We start from the raw sequence: 16,349 nt of genomic DNA on the forward strand, positions 1-16,349 counted from the left end.
TAACTTAAGCCTCTTTATCAAAGGTGAGAAGAATGGGGCAGGGGGCCGATTTAGTGTCCCTACATTGTTTCACCAAGTGTGAGAGTGAGTCACGCGCCTCGGTTAATTCGGTAATTTTTAAATTAAGTTTTTCAATCCGCTTTTGAGCTAGTTCTCGTACACGCTCACGATCATTTTTAGCATCTAATTCTAATAGTTCTTTTATTTCGTTTAGAGTAAAGCCGGCTTTTTTGGCTGAAAGGATAAATTGCAAACGGTTTATATCCTTATCCCCATAACGCCTTATTTTTCCCGCGCTTAATTCTTTGCTAATTGCTGGAACATGAAGAAGTTCTTTGCGTTGATAATAACGAATAGTTTCTACTCCGACCCCACATGATTTAGCAAATTCGCTAATGGTTTTATTATCCATTGCTTGACTCCGTACTATAGTACATACCCTATATTTAAATTATGTATCAAAGGAGAATTAAAATGAACAACGTAGTTGCCAAAAAAGCTACTCTTTATCGTATGGTAATGTCAAAACATACTTGTCCATATGGGCTTAAGGCAAAAGATTTGTTGCAGCGTAGAGGCTATGTAGTGGAAGATAATTGGCTCACTACTCGTGAACAAGTAGATGCATTCAAAGAAAAACATAATGTGAAGACCACCCCGCAAACGTTTATCGATGGGGAGCGCATTGGCGGCTATGATGATTTATGCCGTTATTTTGGTAAAAACGTACGGGACCCAAAAGAAAAAAGCTATCGACCAGTCATTGTACTTTTTGCCATTACAGCGCTTATGGCTATGGCAACGAGTTATGCTGTTTTACATACCCCCTTTACTTTAAAAGCGCTAGGATGGTTTATTTCTTTTAGTATGGTGGTTCTTGCGCTGTTCAAGTTACAAAACATTGAAAGTTTTTCAACTATGTTTCTAAATTACGATCTTTTAGCCAAACGTTGGGTGCCTTATAGCTATATCTATCCTTTTGCAGAAGCGTTAGCAGGGGTTTTGATGAGTGCACATGCACTGAATTGGCTTTCTATTCCAATTGCTTTGTTTATCGGCAGCGTAGGCGCTTTTTCCGTATTTAAAGCAGTGTATATTGATAAGCGTGAGTTGAAATGTGCCTGTGTTGGCGGTGACAGTAATGTACCATTAGGCTTTATTTCTTTAACTGAAAACCTAATGATGATTGCAATGGCGTTGGCAATGTGGCTTATGTAAGTTCCTCATTGGATAATAAGTTGATTAATGTATCTGAATAAGGATTGAGTATGAGCTGCTCTTTTTGAGCCTTGGATAGTTTTTTAATGTAGCGTTCGATGCGCATTGCTATTGATTTACCGGTTTTAATTTCCCAGTTTTGAGCAATTGCTGTGGGTTTAAAGCTGCGCGTATATTTACTGCCCTTGCCTGAAAGATGCTCTTGAAAACGTTTTTCAAGGTTATCAGTATAACCGGTGTAATAACTTTGATTTGCGCAGTGTAGGATATAAACCCAATAAGTTTTTTCGGACATAATTTGCAGTAGCTAGTAGTGGCGTTTTTCTGGTTTAACCCGATGATATGCGGGTTGCGCATCATGAATCAAGTTATCACAGGGTAACATTTTCATGTTGGGCCACGGCCCAACACGGAGTTTTGGAGCACTCTCATTTATCCAAAGAGACGCCAAATGGTAAATAACGCTACTTTACGCAGACAATCTACGTGAAGTAGCTGGGAGTTTCATTATTCTAGTGAAGGCTCGCGCCAGGTTTCACTGCGATTGTTTGACAACTCGTAGTAAAAAGCCCCAATTGATCTGCTTCAATAAATGACTCACCATCTTGTGCAAATCGGTCAAATAATATTTTAAAGTGTTTGGGGAGCAGGTGTAATTTAACCATGAAATACACTAGTTTTTGCATATGCTCATAATATTTATCCGCTTTTTCTATAAGTGGTGCTTGATGACCACCCACGCTGATGTCTTTATTTAACAGTACCTTAAAGCCAATTTTTTCTAGCGTATTTTTAATTTCATCAGGGGTAGGGGTGTCAATGGCACCAATTAAGGGTTTGACACGTTTTAATAAATCACGATGGTGGGCATTATTCATATCGTAATTATCCAGTTGTACCCAATCGAGGAATGATATTTTTCCTCCAGGCTTTAGCACACGAAACATTTCGGCGAAGAGTTCTTCTTTATTTTTCGCATAAGTTAAAACTTGGATTTGATATAGGGAATCAAAGGAATCATTTTTAAAAGGAAAAGGTTCATTCAAATTTGCTTTTATAAATTGGCATTTGTCAGTTAATTGATTTAATGAGGCATATTCTTGAGCACTGGCTAATTGCACATCGTCAATATTAAATCCGGTGACTTTCGCGTTCGTCATCGTCGCTACATGAGCTGCCACACGTCCTCTACCACAGCCCATATCTAAAACTTTATCGCCTTCTTTTATATTTAAATCATGGCTCATTTTTTCTTCGAATAAGAGTTGATTGTCAAATATTCCTTTGGCTAGATCCATTACCGGTGGAATATACATTTTTTCCACTTCACCTAGAGCGCAAAGATGATTGAGAACGGAATAATAATTAGCAATACTCTGCTCTTCATTTTCATCAGACATTTCTTTGTTAAAGCTTTCATAAGAACGCAAAAAGGCATCTATTTGTTCTTGAGGTAAACGATAAATCGCGATTAAAGAGCGCAGAGCGGTTTTTAATCGGTACATTGATACTTGTGTTGTAGTCATTATGTTTCATCCTTGATTCAGTGACTCATTCGCTTGTTAACTAACAAGGCCCCTTACAAAATTCTAGTTTAGCAACAAATAGTTAATGATCTAGGTATTTAATAGTATAAAATCATTGGGACTAGCTTGGCTGCATGCATCCAGGCTACTCCCAATGATTAAACGATAATTTTAATTCTCGCGAATAGGTAATTGTTCCTTAAGTCTGTTTTTCGCAAATTTTGGGAAAAAAGGTCCTAGTTTTTTAAGAAAATCATAGGCCATAAAGATCGCCCCAAGAGCAAAAACAATATCACCTGGTAATCGCAGCCATTGCCACAATAAAGTTGTGTTATAAAACTCAAGACTTCGTGAATGAGCAAAACCATTCTCATACACATCCATCAATTGTGCCCAGCCTATGGGGAAGAAATTTAGTGTGATCCATAAGAGCAAGCCAATATTGTATAGCCAAAATGCCCAAGTCCCTAAACGATCACTCCAAGGTAGGCGATCTCCTGCCGCGTATCGTAAGCAAAAATAAACTAAACCAAGCCCTAATAACCCAAAGGCTCCAAATAAAGCAGTATGAGCATGGTTTAAGGTTAAGAATGTTCCATGTTCATAATAATTCACTAATGGGGCATTAAGTGTTCCTCCGCCGAAAACGCCGGCACCGACGAAGTTCCAAAATGAAGCCCCTAAAATATACATAAATGCTAAGTTATAGGCGAAAGAACCTTGCCGCTTAATTAATATTCGTTGTTCAATTGCATCAATAATCAGCAAAACTAAGGGCAATACTTCAATGAACGAAAACATGGAACCAAGAGGTACCCATATATCCGGTGTACCAGTCCAATACCAGTGATGTCCGGTACCAATCACTCCGCCTAAAAAGACAAGAATGGTTTCAAAATACATAGTTCGTTCAGCAAGGGCTCGAGATACCAAACCTGTTCCCATCAACAGATAGGCTGTAGCACATGCCGCGAAAAACTCAAATGACTGCTCTACCCATAAATGTACTACCCACCAACGCCAAAAATCGGTAATGGTGAAGGATTTCTCAATTCCAGTTAATGGAATCATTCCAAAGCAATATAATACAGCAACATTTAGAGTGCTTGCCCAAAAAAGGTGTTCTAATCGGATTTTTCCAGTCCAAAATTGCCGTGTAGCCGTTTTTAATTCGTTCCACGTAGGCCACATGCCACGAAACACAATAAAACTCCACAGGAAAAGCCCCACACAAAAGGCGATTTGCCATAGCCGACCAAGTTGTAAATAAGATAAGCCCTGATTTCCAATCCAAAACCAAGATTGATTCACATAGCCCATGATCCCTATATAATTACCAACTATTGCCCCACCAACGATAAGTAGAGTGACCCAAAATAGTAAATCGACAAGAAAGCCTTGATGCTTTGCTTCTTTTTTGCTGATGATTGGTGATAAAAATATGGCGCCACTAATCCAAGAAAGAGCAATCCACACGATTGGCGTTTGAATATGTACATCGCGCAAGAAATTAAAAGGTAAATAATCGTTAATGCGAATTCCATAAAAACCAGTACGTTCCGTGTAATAGTGTGCCAAAATTGCCCCCACACCAATCTGTAGCAAAAATACAGCCGCCACCACAAGGAAATATTGCCCTGTTTTACGCTGGCTTGGCGTAAGGGGAGAAAAATTCATAAATATTGGTGTTCTTAGCGCGTGATCAGGGGAGCTAAGGTAACGGTGATAAATGTAAAGTACGGCTCCAAAGCCCAAAAATACAAAGCAAAACGAGATCCAGGTCCAGTAAAAAGTATGGGTTGTTGGCGTATTTCCCATGGTAGGCTCATAAGGCCAATTGTTGGTATACGAGCTATTTTTGCCAGGTCGATGTGCTATTGTGGTCAAGGACGAATAAATCAGAAAATCAGCGGTTTGTAAGGCACTTTGAGAATCCAGACTATAAGCCATTGTCCAACCAATTTCTGGATTATGAGTTAACAGGCTTTGTGCGATTTCATTTCTTAACTGCAAAATTGCATCGGTCACCGGTTGCGATAAAATGGATGTGGGTTGGCTTAAATTTGTTTGTTGTAAGTCCCGTTGCATGGCTTTACGTACTACATATTGGTCACCTTCAGACAGGTTTGCAAAGGGTTTAGTAAATTGTTTCTGGGCCATTTTGTCTTCAACAATACGCCCCAAACGTACTAAGTACTTAGCGGTATAATCCTCTCCAAAAGAAGACCCCATTCCATAAAGACTGCCATAATCCATTAAGTCCGCGCGCTGAAAACCTGCTTTACCAGCAACGATATCATCTGCGGTCATTACTACTTGTCCAGTAGGTGATTGAAATTGTTGCGGCAGCGGTGGGGCGAGCTGGTAGGTTTTATAAGTACCCCAAATCAAAACAATAAAACATAAAATTGCGGTGACTAAAAGAATCCACTTCAGTACATTGGAAACTTTATCTGTACTTTCCATAACTGTATCTTGGGTTGTATTAACCATCCTACACTATCCTTATGTGTTTGATTATATTGGTTTGTTAAGGGCCAATACCCATCTGTTGGTCTAGCCTAATAAAATAATGTCAACTTGAAAAGTATTTTTTTGATTTATAAGTTTTTCTTGCCAAATAATTCGGTTTTTATATGCCCCATATAAGTTGCTAAGCAATGCCCCTGGAACCATCTTGCTGCTTACGTCCGGAGGTTCGTTAGACACGTGGTTAAGGTTTTTAGGGGTGTTTTTTGCCCCATTTGCTGTTGGACTTTATTTTATTTGAATAAGATTTTATATCTCTTCCCAGTGATAGTTTCTCTTGCTATTGTGATCATGTTTTTTCAACAAGATGAACACATAGGAATTTTTAAGGATAAATACATAAGGATATAAAATGCTCAATCCACGTGAAGTGAAGACTGCAGAAGACGCAAAACGCATCGTTGAAGAGAGGCAATTAAGCCATGTCAAAGTGGGGATTTTTGATATCGATGGAGTGATGCTTGGCAAGTATATGAGTCGCAATAAGTTTTTTTCCGCTTTGGATAATGGTTTTGCATTTTGTGATGTGGTTCTGGGTTGGGATATAAAAGATCAGCTTTATGATAATGTTAATTATACGGGCTGGCATACGGGATATCCCGATGCCAATGTACGTATTATTCCTTCCAGTTGTCGTGAGTTAGTTGTTGAGGAGAATCAGTTATTATTTCTGGCCGAGTTTTCTGAAAAGGCTGAGGCGATTTGCCCTCGAGCCGTATTAAGACGTGTCCTTGAAAAAGCAAAGAATATGGGCTTTGATGTTTATGCCGCACTGGAATATGAATTTTTCGTTTTTGATGAAACTTCTGAAAGTGTGCGGGCTAAAGGTTTTCGTAATTTAAAAACAATTACTCCAGATAATTTTGGTTATTCCATTTTACGTAATACGGTCCATGCGGAATTTTATCATCAAATTTTACACATGAGTGAGGCAATGGATTTTCCTATCGAAGGATTGCATACGGAAACAGGGCCTGGAGTCATTGAGGCAGCAATTGCAGTCGACTCGGCAATGAATGCTGGCGATAAGGCGGCACTATTTAAAACCTTTATGAAAATATTGGCCCAGCGTAACCAAAAAATGGCTACATTCATGGCGAAGTGGTCTATGGATTGTCCGGGGCAAAGTGGGCATATTCATCTTTCCCTCAAGCACTTGGAAGGTGGATCTGCATTTTATGACCCCGCAAATGCTTACAACATGAGTCGAATTCAACGTCATTTCTTGGCTGGTCAACAAGTGTTAATGCCGGAATTGTTAGCGATGTTCTCACCGACAATAAATAGTTATTCACGTTTGATCCCAGGCTATTGGGCACCTACGGATGCCACTTGGGGGGTAGAAAACCGAACCACGGCGTTGCGCGTAATTCCTGGTAACGAAAAATCTCAACGTATTGAATATCGTTTGGGTTCTGCCGATGCAAACCCTTATCTTGCTTTAGCTGCAGCAATCGGTTCAGGTTTGTATGGAATTGAGCAGGAATTGGAGCCTCGAGCAGAAATTAAAGGAAATTCGTATGCACAAGCTCATGATAAAGAATTGGCTTTGCCTCGAACTTTATGGGATGCCGCACAAAATCTTAAAGCATCACGAGCAGCGCATGCTTTATTTGGCCCTGATTTCGTAGCTCATTTTGCAGCAAGCAGGGAATGGGAAGAACGCGAATTCAGAAGACATATTACGGACTGGGAATTAGATCGTTATTTTGAAATTATTTAGGGATAAAAATGAAATTTAAAACGTACTCTCCTATTGATAATTCGGTTTATGTAGAACGCTCCTTTGCAACGCCACAAGAGATTGATTTAGCACTGAAAAAAGCAGAGGCAGCACAAAACTTATGGCGTCGTGCTTCACTTGCAGAACGTGAGGAGTATTGTCAGGCCGCTGTAGACGTTGTTGTTGCCAATAAGGAAGCGATTGCCTTGGAGTTGAGCTGGCAAATGGGACGACCCATTCGTTATACCCAAGGAGAAATTAACGGGTTTGAAGAGCGAGCCAGATACATGATTGCGGCAGCCAAAACAGCTCTAGCTCCTATTGAACTGCCTGAGAAAGAAGGGTTTATTCGTTACATTAAACGAGAGCCTTTAGGTATTCATTTGGTAATTTCACCTTGGAACTATCCCTTTCTTACTACAGTGAACTCAATGATTCCCGCAATCATGTCAGGAAATGCCGTGTTACTGAAAAGTTCGGCGCAAACCCCGTTGGTTGCCGAGCGATTAGCACAAGGCTTTAGTGATGCGCGTTTGCCGGAAGGCGTTTTTCAATATTTGCATCTGAATCATGCAGACACAGAGCAATTAATTCATTCTGCGAACATCAATGCAGTTGCTTTCACCGGTTCTGTTGCCGGTGGGGAGATGGTGGAGCGTGCCGCTGCGGGTCGTTTTATACATATAGGTTTAGAGTTAGGGGGAAAAGATCCGGCCTATGTTCGTGCCGATGCTGATTTGCAACACGCAGTAGAAACGGTTATGGATGGTGCTTTTTTTAATTCTGGCCAATCGTGTTGTGGGATTGAGCGTGTTTATGTGCATCAAGATGTTTATGATGAGTTTTTGGCTAAATCAGTGCAACTCGTAAAGCAGTATCGCTTGGGCCGTTCGGATGATCCAGAAACAACCCTAGGCCCGATGGTACGTGCTGAAGCTGCTGATTTTGTACGTGGACAAATCAAAGAGGCAGTAGAGCAGGGGGCAATAGCCCACATAGATAGCCGGGATTTTGCTTTAGACAAACCAGGCTCTGCCTATTTAGCACCACAAATATTAACGGAAGTGACGCATCAGATGCGGGTGATGAATGAGGAAACATTTGGCCCCTTAGTCGGTATCATGAAGGTAAGGACCGATGACGAAGCAATTGCGTTAATGAATGACAGTGATTATGGATTGACCGCCGCGGTGTTTACCCAAGATATTGAAAGAGGCATTGCCATTGGGGAGCAGTTACAGACGGGTACATTTTTCATTAACCGTTGCGATTATTTGGATCCCGCTTTGGCGTGGACGGGTGTAAAAAACTCAGGAAGAGGCTGCACTTTGTCTGCTGTAGGTTATGAATCATTAACGCGACCTAAGTCATTTCATATTAAAAAAATAGGAATTTAAAACGATGTTGAAAGCTAATTGGAATTACCCAACAAAAATTCGTGTGGGCAGAGGACGGCTAAATGAACTGCCTACAGCCTGTGCAGAATTGAGGATGAAGGCCCCATTACTGGTTACTGATCCCGGTTTGGCAAATTCAGTATTGGTAGAAAATACTCTGGCATTGATGCAGGAAGCGGGAGTAAAGACTTCCGTTTTTTGTCAGATTAAAGCAAATCCTACTGGTGAGCAGGTTATGGAAGGCGTTGTTGCTTATCGTCAGGGAGCTCATGATGGCGTGATTGCTTTTGGTGGGGGCTCAGCGCTTGATGCGGCCAAAGCGATTGCGTTAATGGTGGGCCAACAGCATTCTCTATGGGATTTTGAGGACGTTGGCGATAATTGGCTGCGTGTTAATGTGGACGCAATGGCCCCGGTGATTGCGATACCAACGACGGCGGGCACAGGATCCGAAGTAGGGCGAGCTTCAGTCATTACTGACACCGAACAGCAAATAAAGAAAATAATTTTTCATCCAAATATGCTGCCTTCTTTAGTCATCCTTGATCCTGAACTCACTGTGGGTTTACCCAAACCAATTACTGCTGCGACAGGAATGGATGCGTTATCGCATTGTTTAGAGGCTTATTGTGCTCCTGGTTATCATCCCATGGCTGAAGGGATTGCTTTAGAAGGAATTCGCTTAATTAAAGAGAATTTATTAATTGCTTATAACGAAGGGGCTAATTTAGCCGCGCGAACGAATATGTTAGTTGCATCCTCGATGGGGGCAACGGCGTTTCAACGTGGCTTAGGAGCAATGCATGCATTAGCCCATCCTTTAGGTGCCTTATATGACGCCCATCATGGTCGTCTCAATGCTATTTTAATGCCTTACGTCTTACAGGCTAATCGTTCTGCGATTGAAGAAAGAATAGAACGCTTGGCTCGTTATTTATCTCTGGATGGTGGGTTCGATGGATTTTTAGGCTGGGTTATCCAAATGCGTTTGGAGTTAGGAATTGAATCGACCTTAGCAGAAATTGGTATTGATACCTCACAACTAGAACGCCTTGCCACTATGGCAACGGAAGACGCTGCATCAGGGTCGAATCCTATAATATTTACGCAACAACAATACAAAGATATTCTTTATTCAGCATGTAACGGGCTTTGAGGTATTTATGAATCTTGGGATTTTAAATTGTGATCGAGTGAATGAAGTATTTGCCCTACATTATGGACAGTATCCTGATATGTTTGCCGCACTGTTTCAATCTATAGCTCCCAAGATGACATTTACTGTGTTTAATGCAATCGATGGAGAATTGCCAACGGATGTTCATGCCGTAGATGCTTATTTAATTACCGGAAGCAAATACGGTGTGAATGATGGTTTTTCCTGGATTGCGGCATTGGAAGAGTTTGTACGCATTTTACATGCAACACCCAAAAAAGTGATTGGTATTTGTTTTGGCCATCAACTTATTGCCAAGGCTCTGGGGGGAACGGTAATTAAATCACCTAAAGGCTGGGGCATTGGGGTTTTACAGAATCAAATCGTACAGCCTAAAGAATGGATGCATCCGGCAAAACCTCATTTCAATTTACTTGCAAGTCATCAAGACCAAGTGGTTACCCTCCCACCTGGAGCACAGCTGTTGGCAAGCAGTGAGTTTTGCCCTAATAACATGATGCAAATAGGGGAAACAATGTTAAGTCTGCAAGGGCATCCAGAGTTTATTAAAGCTTATGCTAAAGATGTAATGCAATCACGTAAAAATATTCTTGAAAAGGAAGTCCTGGAGCAGGGGTTACGTTCTTTAGAGCAAGAGCATGAACATGCATTAATAGCACAATGGTTGTTCCATTTTTTGGAGGGAAACTCTGATGGAACGTAGCAAAGCCCTCAATTAAATTCAAGACAGTTGCTATGTTGTGGAAGAGATAATGCAATCGCGTAAAAATATTCCTGAATGGGTGTTATGGCAAATCTTGAGTAATCATCACTTCAGCAATATCTTTAACTTGCGCGGTGTATCCGTGCGCAGAAATCCTTTTTGGCGTGAGTTCTCCGGACTCCATATCCATGTACAGTGTGCCAACCTCTATAGGTTCGGCAGTATCTGTTGCCACCATAATTACCGCAGCACAAACAGGGGTAATACCACAGCCCAATCTCACCATGCGCCAAGCTACTTTTCTTGTAGAGTACGGAAGTGTAGGAAAGGGGGACTCAACCCCTTTGACGACAACATTGGTTTCCCATTGTGTATCATTGTGGGTGATGTAATGTGTTGGTGTGGCCAAAGCAGTTACCGTAGTGATACTTAGCGCAATGGTTAAAATAGACTTCATGAATCGTTCCTTGAAAAATGAATCAGTTGACAGTGAGAAATTGTATTACACGCAATTTTAGAAAGATACGCTTAATTGATATCTGTCTAAGTCGTAGGGGGATCGATACTATTACGTCAACCCCCATGCTGTTTTTATTTAAGTAAGGTATTTTCATTTACCTGTTTACAAAATGTTTCTTTGATAAAACCTAAACTTAATAGGAAACCTAATGACACTAAAACAATAAGTACAGAAAAGCATTTTTGATAATGCACAATGGGGTTAACGTAATCGGACTTACTTTCGAGTAAGTAACCAATAAATGGGGCGCTGGAGGCGCTATAAAACATAATAAGTGAGTTATTAAAAGCGAGACCAATCGTAAGATAGCGGGCTTGACAGTATTCGCTGATGATAGCAAAGCCAATACTTTGTCCACTAGCTCCTAAACCGAGCATAAGAAAGCATCCTATTAATGCGGTCTGCGACAAGGGAAGATAAAGAATTGCGCTAAAGCTCAATAAAACACAAGAAATACTAAATACCATAATAGGTTTTCTTTGTTGTGCTTTATCAGATAAATAACCTAAAAAAGGACAGCCTATGGCATAGCCTAGCCACGAAATAGAAATAAGGTAAGCAGAAAAAATGTGGCTATACCCTTTATGAACTAAAAAAGAAATACCTTCATTTTCTGATAAGTATTCTAGAGTGAAATAAACTAATGCTGAATAAAAACCAATATACCAGACTTGCTTCTGGCGCAGTAAGAGTTGGACATTACTTCGAAGGGTAGAAGGACGTGATAGGATAAAAAAATCTCCTTCACGCCCACGATTTTGCTCTACAAAATACAGAACGAGACAAGCCAAACCTGCTCCAATACCTGCCAAGATCAGAAATAAGCTACGCCAATTATGAGAGTGACCTGCTAATAGTGAATTTAGGGGGCCAGCAGCAAGCATTGGACCTATAGTTCCAATAAATTGGGATAAGCCAATAAAAAACGCAATATTTTTTCGCGGCAACCAATCATAGACTGCCAGCAACAGGCAAACAAAGCCAAAAGAAGAGCCTAGCCCCATGAGAAAGCGATAAAACAAAGCGCTAGTGTATCCCGAGGAAAAAGCAAAACCGAGGGTTGCCAGAGTACAGATCAACGTGGCGCAAAGTAAAGTTCTTTTGAGTTGAAAACGGTCTGCGATAATACCTACAGGGATTTGCATTAGCCCATAGATTACTTGATAAGCGGTGGAACTTATCATCGCAAACTGTACAGCGGATAAGTTGAGCTCATTCATTAAGGGTACTTGAAATATTCCAAGTACCGTTCGTAAAAAAAATTCATAAAGAAAAAATAAGGCACAGATTAGCCAAATAACAAGGCCTTTAACTGTCATGGAGTATCCTCCGGATTTAGGATTGTTTTTCGTTCTGTTGTTCACCCCAGGCTTCAATCACAGTTTCTGCCCGGTTATTATCAACAAATGAGGCTATCTTAAAAATAGACTGGCCTTCATAAATCAAGGGGTGGCGGTTAATGCCCACGATAATGCCATCGGAGGGAGACTTAATCGCTTCGGAGATACTAGCCCCAAAAGGATCATTGACATGACCAATAATCTGCTTTTTATAAATTAATTGGCCGAGCTCTACTTTACTGGTTAGTACTCCACTTTTATGGGAATAAATCCAGTCCTGGTCTTCGGAAAATATGCTTTTAAATTGAGTTAAGGGTATCTTCTCTGTCTCGTCCAACATCTCTAAAGCATGCAATACTTTACGTATTCCATTAAGACCAACAGATATTGCTGATTCGTTAAAACGTAGGGCTTCGCCAGCTTGATAAATGAGCAATGGAATATTAAGTTTTTCAGTGGTTTGTCGTAGTGAGTTTGTTATTTTCGGTATGTTCGTAATCACCGGTGTTGCAAAATGCTGAGCCAAATTTTTACATTGTCTATCGCTAAGATCGCAATAAATTTGTGGTAAGATTTCGTGGTTTAGAGAACCACTTTGTAATTCGATACAATAATCTGCTTTGGAAAGTATTTCTTTGGTAAATATATGGGCTATACGCTCTCCGTAAGTTCCATGTTCAGATCCAGGAAAACAATGTTCCAGAGTAACTCCATAAGCAGAGGCTTTGGGATGGTTAACTAACGACAGCACATTAAGAACTGGAATGGCGATTAACGTCCCCTTTAAGTTATTGAACTTCTGAGGCTCTAACAGACGGTTGATGATTTCTAAGCCATTTAGCTCATCTCCCTTTAATGCAGAAAAAAGAAGGACACAGGGGCCAGCTTCTTTTCCATGCACTACCTTTATCGGCATGTAAAATGAGGTACAGGAATAGAGTTCGGGAAGTGGGAGTGCTAAATTAGCGGTTTCCCCTGGGTGTATCGTTGCATTGCATATGGTTAGATTTGAGTTTTTCATATTTTAATAGAAGGATAGACCTCATTGCTTGATAGGTAAAATGAAAGGCCATTGTAACAAAGAGAGCCCTTAGGTGCAAAAAAGCAGATTGCGAGGAAAAGGGAGGGCGTCCGGCTGGCCTATCAAAGTCTGCTCAAGGAAAGGCGCACTCATCAGAATTACTCTACAAGAAAGGAACGCTTAGTGTTGCATGCAACATGATTTAAGCAAAGCGACGTTTTACAAATATTTGAGAGGAGTATCTATTTCTGCGATATATTACAGAGCCAGGTATAAAGCTCCAACAAGTATTATTTTAGATTAAGATAAGGAATGACCATGAAGAGAAAAGGGCTTTTATTTCTTTTGTCACTCCAATAACGGATAAAGAGGGGTTCTACCAATAGTATCTAAAGACCAATAATTATAAGTTCAAGAGCAACTTGGTACTCGATAATTGAACGTTGCTAGAATATTAAGAATAAGATAAATCTGCGGTTCTTAAGGTGCTATTGATTAAATTTCAATCATGCCCTTTTTTACTAGAATCCAGGCCAGAGGTCAATTTATAGAAATGTTCATTTTCATTAAATTAAAAGTTCAGATGGTTATTTGAAAATTTCAACTGAGGGTACAATCATTTTAAAAGCAGGCTCAACTCATTTACCAATAGATGATTTTATAGATGATATTTTACAGAAGGTAACATCTCATACAAATTTAGTAATAACAGCCGCACCTGGTGCTGGCAAGACAACTCGATTGCCTCCGGAATTGCTTTCTGTTGTAGCCGGGAAAATATTAGTGCTAGAACCTCGAAGAATGGCGTCGATTGCTGCGGCTCATCGGGTTGCAGAAGAAAATAATTGGCTAGTCGGTGAGGAGGTTGGTTATCAAGTCCGTTTTGTTAATAAAACTTCGCATAAAACCAGATTAATTTACATGACGGAAGCTTTGCTGGCCCGACACATGATTCATCATCCTGAGTTAGACGATGTAGACATTGTGATTCTAGACGAGTTTCATGAACGATCTTTATACGTTGATTTAACACTAGGATTAATACGTGAATTACAAGAGTTAGGACATCATATTAAAATTGTGGTCATGTCAGCGACACTCGAAGCAGAAAAAATTGCTGAATATTTGGGTAATTGTCCTGTCATTTCCGTGCCTGGAAAATTATTTGAGTTAACGGTACGTTATCAAAAATCAACCCAATTACTAACACCTAAATATCAATTTTATGAGCATTTATCTCAAGTCATCAAAGAAGCACAGCGACAGACTGATAAAGATATTTTAGTATTTTTACCGGGTGCACGTGAAATTGAACGCGCTAAAGAAAACTTACTTGATTGGAAAGAAAGCAAAAAAATAGAAGTGATCACACTGCATGGCAGTCTTCCTCTGGAAGCACAGCGTATCGCATTGCAAAAATCTTCAGCGCAAAGAATTATTCTTGCAACTAATATTGCGGAGTCTTCTGTTACTTTAGACGGTGTTGATACCGTCATAGATTCAGGTTTAGTAAAAATAATGAAACAAGATTTACGTACTGGATTTTCACGCCTGGAAATTTCGCGAATTAGCTTAGCGAGCGCCATTCAGCGTGCTGGTAGAGCTGCCCGACAATTTCCAGGTGTTTGTTACAGGATGTGGAATCAACATGATGAAAGTTCGTTTGTGAAATCAAATATTCCAGAAATTTTATGTTCAGATTTAAGCGATAGTTTACTTTTTTTAGCTAATCAACATATCTCGAATTTTCAGAATTTTTCGTGGTTTGAACGACCTCCCCGTGCCAACATCGAACGTGCGACCTTTAGCTTACAAGCGGCAGGTGCTATTAAAAATAATAATGAATTAACATCAATAGGTCGCCAGCTTTTGGACTTCCCATTACCTCTGCGGTTGGGGAGATTATTAATTGCAGGTATAGAAAATAATTGCATCGATCTGGCTGCAAAAATTGCAGCGTTATTACAAGAGCGCGATATTCTACGGAAAGAAAAGGCGAATCATTTTCAAGCAGATCATTTTGAATGTGATGTTGCACCGCGATTAAATATTTTGAATAAATATCTAAAAGATGGTTCTTCACATGAAGGTCATTTCACAATTTTACAAAGTGTCGCGCAAAGTTATCAGCAGATTCTAGGTCTTGCTAAAAAATTAAAAAAAGCAGAGCCCCCTACTTATCTTGAAGAAGATGAAGCTAGACAGTTACTCCTCATGTTATCTTTTGGTGATCGGTTGTGTCGACGTCGGAAGAACTCTGATCGTGCATTAATGGTCGGTGGTCGTGGTGTAAAATTATTAGATCGAACGCTTGTGAAAAGGAGTGAATTTTTTATTGCATTGAATGGTTTTGAAGAAAACGGCGAGGCTGAAACGTTGATTAATCAGGCGAGTGGGATAAATAAAGAATTTTTACTCAAATACTTTTCCGACCACATCATAAAGAAAAGAGACATCATTTTTGAAGCAGAAAAATCGCAATTATATCAGCGTGAATTTAAAACACTTTGGGATTTACCTATAGAAGAACCCAATTTTTCTCTGGCGAGCTCTGTACACGTTGCAGAAAAACTGCCTGAAATATTAACTGACAATTGGGCGAGCACACTGAAGAAAAATGAAAATTTACATGAGTGGTATCAAAAGATTATATTTTTACGCTTCCATAAGGCATTAATACCCCCTCATATACAAGATGAATTGGAAAGTCTTTTCGATGGAGATGCATTAAAAAAATCATTTTGCTTAACTGTATTTAGACAAGCATGTTTCGGCGAAAGTAAAATGACCCTCGTACTGCAAAAAAATTTAGTGTATTTTTTTGAACTAAATATATCCGAAACGTTGCGTAGTATTTTACAAACCGAACTTCCCAATAAGTTAAAAGTTCCAAGTGGTAGCATGATACCCATTCATTATTCAACGGTTGAACATCCCTTTCTTAGAGTACGCATCCAAGAAGTGTTTGGATGGGAAAAAACGCCAAAAATATTATTTCAGAGTGTGTCAGTTGTACTGCATTTATTAGGGCCGAATTTTCGTCCAGTGCAGGTAACAAGCGATCTAGAAAGCTTTTGGCAAAATGGTTATTCAGAAATCCGTAAAGAGTTACGGATACGTTATCCTAAACATCAATGGCCATTAAATCCTGCTGATGGCATTGCTCACGCGAAGGGGTCGAGGCGGAAATAAAAG

General features: G+C 40.0%; 13 protein-coding genes. 6 read left to right on the forward strand and 7 right to left on the reverse strand.

The annotated features are described in order from the left end of the window. Window positions 1-4: 4 nt before the first annotated feature. Window positions 5-412 (reverse strand): MerR family transcriptional regulator, encoded by a 408-nt coding sequence (locus J2N86_RS14105; protein ID WP_252582620.1) that lies wholly within the window; start codon window positions 410-412, stop codon window positions 5-7. A gap of 62 nt (window positions 413-474) precedes the next feature. Between J2N86_RS14105 and J2N86_RS14110 the strand changes: the two genes are divergently transcribed. Continuing rightward, the gene (locus tag J2N86_RS14110) at window positions 475-1,218 is read left to right on the forward strand and encodes a glutaredoxin family protein (RefSeq protein WP_252582621.1); all 744 of its coding nucleotides are present in this window, start codon (window positions 475-477) and stop codon (window positions 1,216-1,218) included. Here the strand turns inward: J2N86_RS14110 and J2N86_RS14115 are convergent. From J2N86_RS14115 to J2N86_RS14125, 3 genes are all read right to left on the reverse strand, one after another. Continuing rightward, window positions 1,211-1,513 carry a GIY-YIG nuclease family protein gene (locus J2N86_RS14115; RefSeq protein WP_252582622.1) on the reverse strand — a complete coding sequence of 101 codons (303 nt, stop codon included), beginning with the start codon at window positions 1,511-1,513 and terminating at the stop codon, window positions 1,211-1,213. The two genes, J2N86_RS14110 and J2N86_RS14115, sit on opposite strands and share 8 nt — an antisense overlap. 217 nt (window positions 1,514-1,730) lie before the next feature. Then, window positions 1,731-2,744 (reverse strand): class I SAM-dependent methyltransferase, encoded by a 1,014-nt coding sequence (locus J2N86_RS14120; RefSeq protein ID WP_252582623.1) that lies wholly within the window; start codon window positions 2,742-2,744, stop codon window positions 1,731-1,733. 171 nt (window positions 2,745-2,915) lie between these two features. Next, window positions 2,916-5,237 carry a nitric-oxide reductase large subunit gene (locus tag J2N86_RS14125; RefSeq protein ID WP_252582624.1) on the reverse strand — a complete coding sequence of 774 codons (2,322 nt, stop codon included), beginning with the start codon at window positions 5,235-5,237 and terminating at the stop codon, window positions 2,916-2,918. A 388-nt stretch (window positions 5,238-5,625) separates the two neighbouring features. On the opposite strand from J2N86_RS14125, the gene J2N86_RS14130 reads away from it, so the two are divergent. From J2N86_RS14130 to J2N86_RS14145, 4 genes are read left to right on the forward strand one after another with little or no spacing between them, the layout of a single operon-like run. Further along, window positions 5,626-6,996 carry a glutamine synthetase family protein gene (locus J2N86_RS14130; RefSeq protein ID WP_252582625.1) on the forward strand — a complete coding sequence of 457 codons (1,371 nt, stop codon included), beginning with the start codon at window positions 5,626-5,628 and terminating at the stop codon, window positions 6,994-6,996. Window positions 6,997-7,004: 8 nt separating this feature from the next. Continuing rightward, window positions 7,005-8,393: an aldehyde dehydrogenase family protein gene (locus tag J2N86_RS14135; protein ID WP_252582626.1), complete on the forward strand. Its 1,389-nt coding sequence runs from the start codon at window positions 7,005-7,007 to the stop codon at window positions 8,391-8,393. Window positions 8,394-8,397: 4 nt separating this feature from the next. Next, on the forward strand, window positions 8,398-9,549 hold the full coding sequence (locus tag J2N86_RS14140) for an iron-containing alcohol dehydrogenase (protein ID WP_252582627.1): 1,152 nt from the start codon (window positions 8,398-8,400) through the stop codon (window positions 9,547-9,549). Between the two features lie 7 nt (window positions 9,550-9,556). Then, window positions 9,557-10,273 carry a glutamine amidotransferase-related protein gene (locus J2N86_RS14145; protein ID WP_252582628.1) on the forward strand — a complete coding sequence of 239 codons (717 nt, stop codon included), beginning with the start codon at window positions 9,557-9,559 and terminating at the stop codon, window positions 10,271-10,273. Window positions 10,274-10,355: 82 nt separating this feature from the next. Here the strand turns inward: J2N86_RS14145 and J2N86_RS14150 are convergent, their stop codons facing one another. The 3 genes from J2N86_RS14150 to J2N86_RS14160 all read right to left on the reverse strand — a co-directional run bounded on the left by J2N86_RS14150 (window position 10,356) and on the right by J2N86_RS14160 (window position 13,154). Further along, window positions 10,356-10,730 carry a hypothetical protein gene (locus J2N86_RS14150; RefSeq protein WP_252582630.1) on the reverse strand — a complete coding sequence of 125 codons (375 nt, stop codon included), beginning with the start codon at window positions 10,728-10,730 and terminating at the stop codon, window positions 10,356-10,358. Window positions 10,731-10,864: 134 nt separating this feature from the next. After that, window positions 10,865-12,112, reverse strand: coding sequence for an MFS transporter (locus J2N86_RS14155; RefSeq protein WP_252582632.1), 1,248 nt, complete (start codon window positions 12,110-12,112; stop codon window positions 10,865-10,867). 16 nt (window positions 12,113-12,128) lie between these two features. Further along, the gene (locus tag J2N86_RS14160; RefSeq protein WP_252582634.1) at window positions 12,129-13,154 is read right to left on the reverse strand and encodes a succinylglutamate desuccinylase/aspartoacylase family protein; all 1,026 of its coding nucleotides are present in this window, start codon (window positions 13,152-13,154) and stop codon (window positions 12,129-12,131) included. Window positions 13,155-13,745: 591 nt separating this feature from the next. On the opposite strand from J2N86_RS14160, the gene hrpB reads away from it, so the two are divergent. Next, window positions 13,746-16,346, forward strand: coding sequence for an ATP-dependent helicase HrpB (gene hrpB, locus J2N86_RS14165; protein ID WP_252582635.1), 2,601 nt, complete (start codon window positions 13,746-13,748; stop codon window positions 16,344-16,346). The last annotated feature ends 3 nt before the right edge of the window (window positions 16,347-16,349 follow it).

It is taken from the genome of Legionella lytica, from assembly GCF_023921225.1.
Classification (GTDB): domain Bacteria; phylum Pseudomonadota; class Gammaproteobacteria; order Legionellales; family Legionellaceae; genus Legionella; species Legionella lytica.

What these genes read in the sequence shown, in the direction of transcription:
- J2N86_RS14105 (WP_252582620.1), bottom strand. Translation starts at nt 412, where the DNA reads ATGGATAATAAAACCATTAGCGAATTTGCTAAATCATGTGGGGTCGGA.
- J2N86_RS14110 (WP_252582621.1), top strand. Translation starts at nt 475, where the DNA reads ATGAACAACGTAGTTGCCAAAAAAGCTACTCTTTATCGTATGGTAATG.
- J2N86_RS14115 (WP_252582622.1), bottom strand. Translation starts at nt 1,513, where the DNA reads ATGTCCGAAAAAACTTATTGGGTTTATATCCTACACTGCGCAAATCAA.
- J2N86_RS14120 (WP_252582623.1), bottom strand. Translation starts at nt 2,744, where the DNA reads ATGACTACAACACAAGTATCAATGTACCGATTAAAAACCGCTCTGCGC.
- J2N86_RS14125 (WP_252582624.1), bottom strand. Translation starts at nt 5,237, where the DNA reads ATGGTTAATACAACCCAAGATACAGTTATGGAAAGTACAGATAAAGTT.
- J2N86_RS14130 (WP_252582625.1), top strand. Translation starts at nt 5,626, where the DNA reads ATGCTCAATCCACGTGAAGTGAAGACTGCAGAAGACGCAAAACGCATC.
- J2N86_RS14135 (WP_252582626.1), top strand. Translation starts at nt 7,005, where the DNA reads ATGAAATTTAAAACGTACTCTCCTATTGATAATTCGGTTTATGTAGAA.
- J2N86_RS14140 (WP_252582627.1), top strand. Translation starts at nt 8,398, where the DNA reads ATGTTGAAAGCTAATTGGAATTACCCAACAAAAATTCGTGTGGGCAGA.
- J2N86_RS14145 (WP_252582628.1), top strand. Translation starts at nt 9,557, where the DNA reads ATGAATCTTGGGATTTTAAATTGTGATCGAGTGAATGAAGTATTTGCC.
- J2N86_RS14150 (WP_252582630.1), bottom strand. Translation starts at nt 10,730, where the DNA reads ATGAAGTCTATTTTAACCATTGCGCTAAGTATCACTACGGTAACTGCT.
- J2N86_RS14155 (WP_252582632.1), bottom strand. Translation starts at nt 12,112, where the DNA reads ATGACAGTTAAAGGCCTTGTTATTTGGCTAATCTGTGCCTTATTTTTT.
- J2N86_RS14160 (WP_252582634.1), bottom strand. Translation starts at nt 13,154, where the DNA reads ATGAAAAACTCAAATCTAACCATATGCAATGCAACGATACACCCAGGG.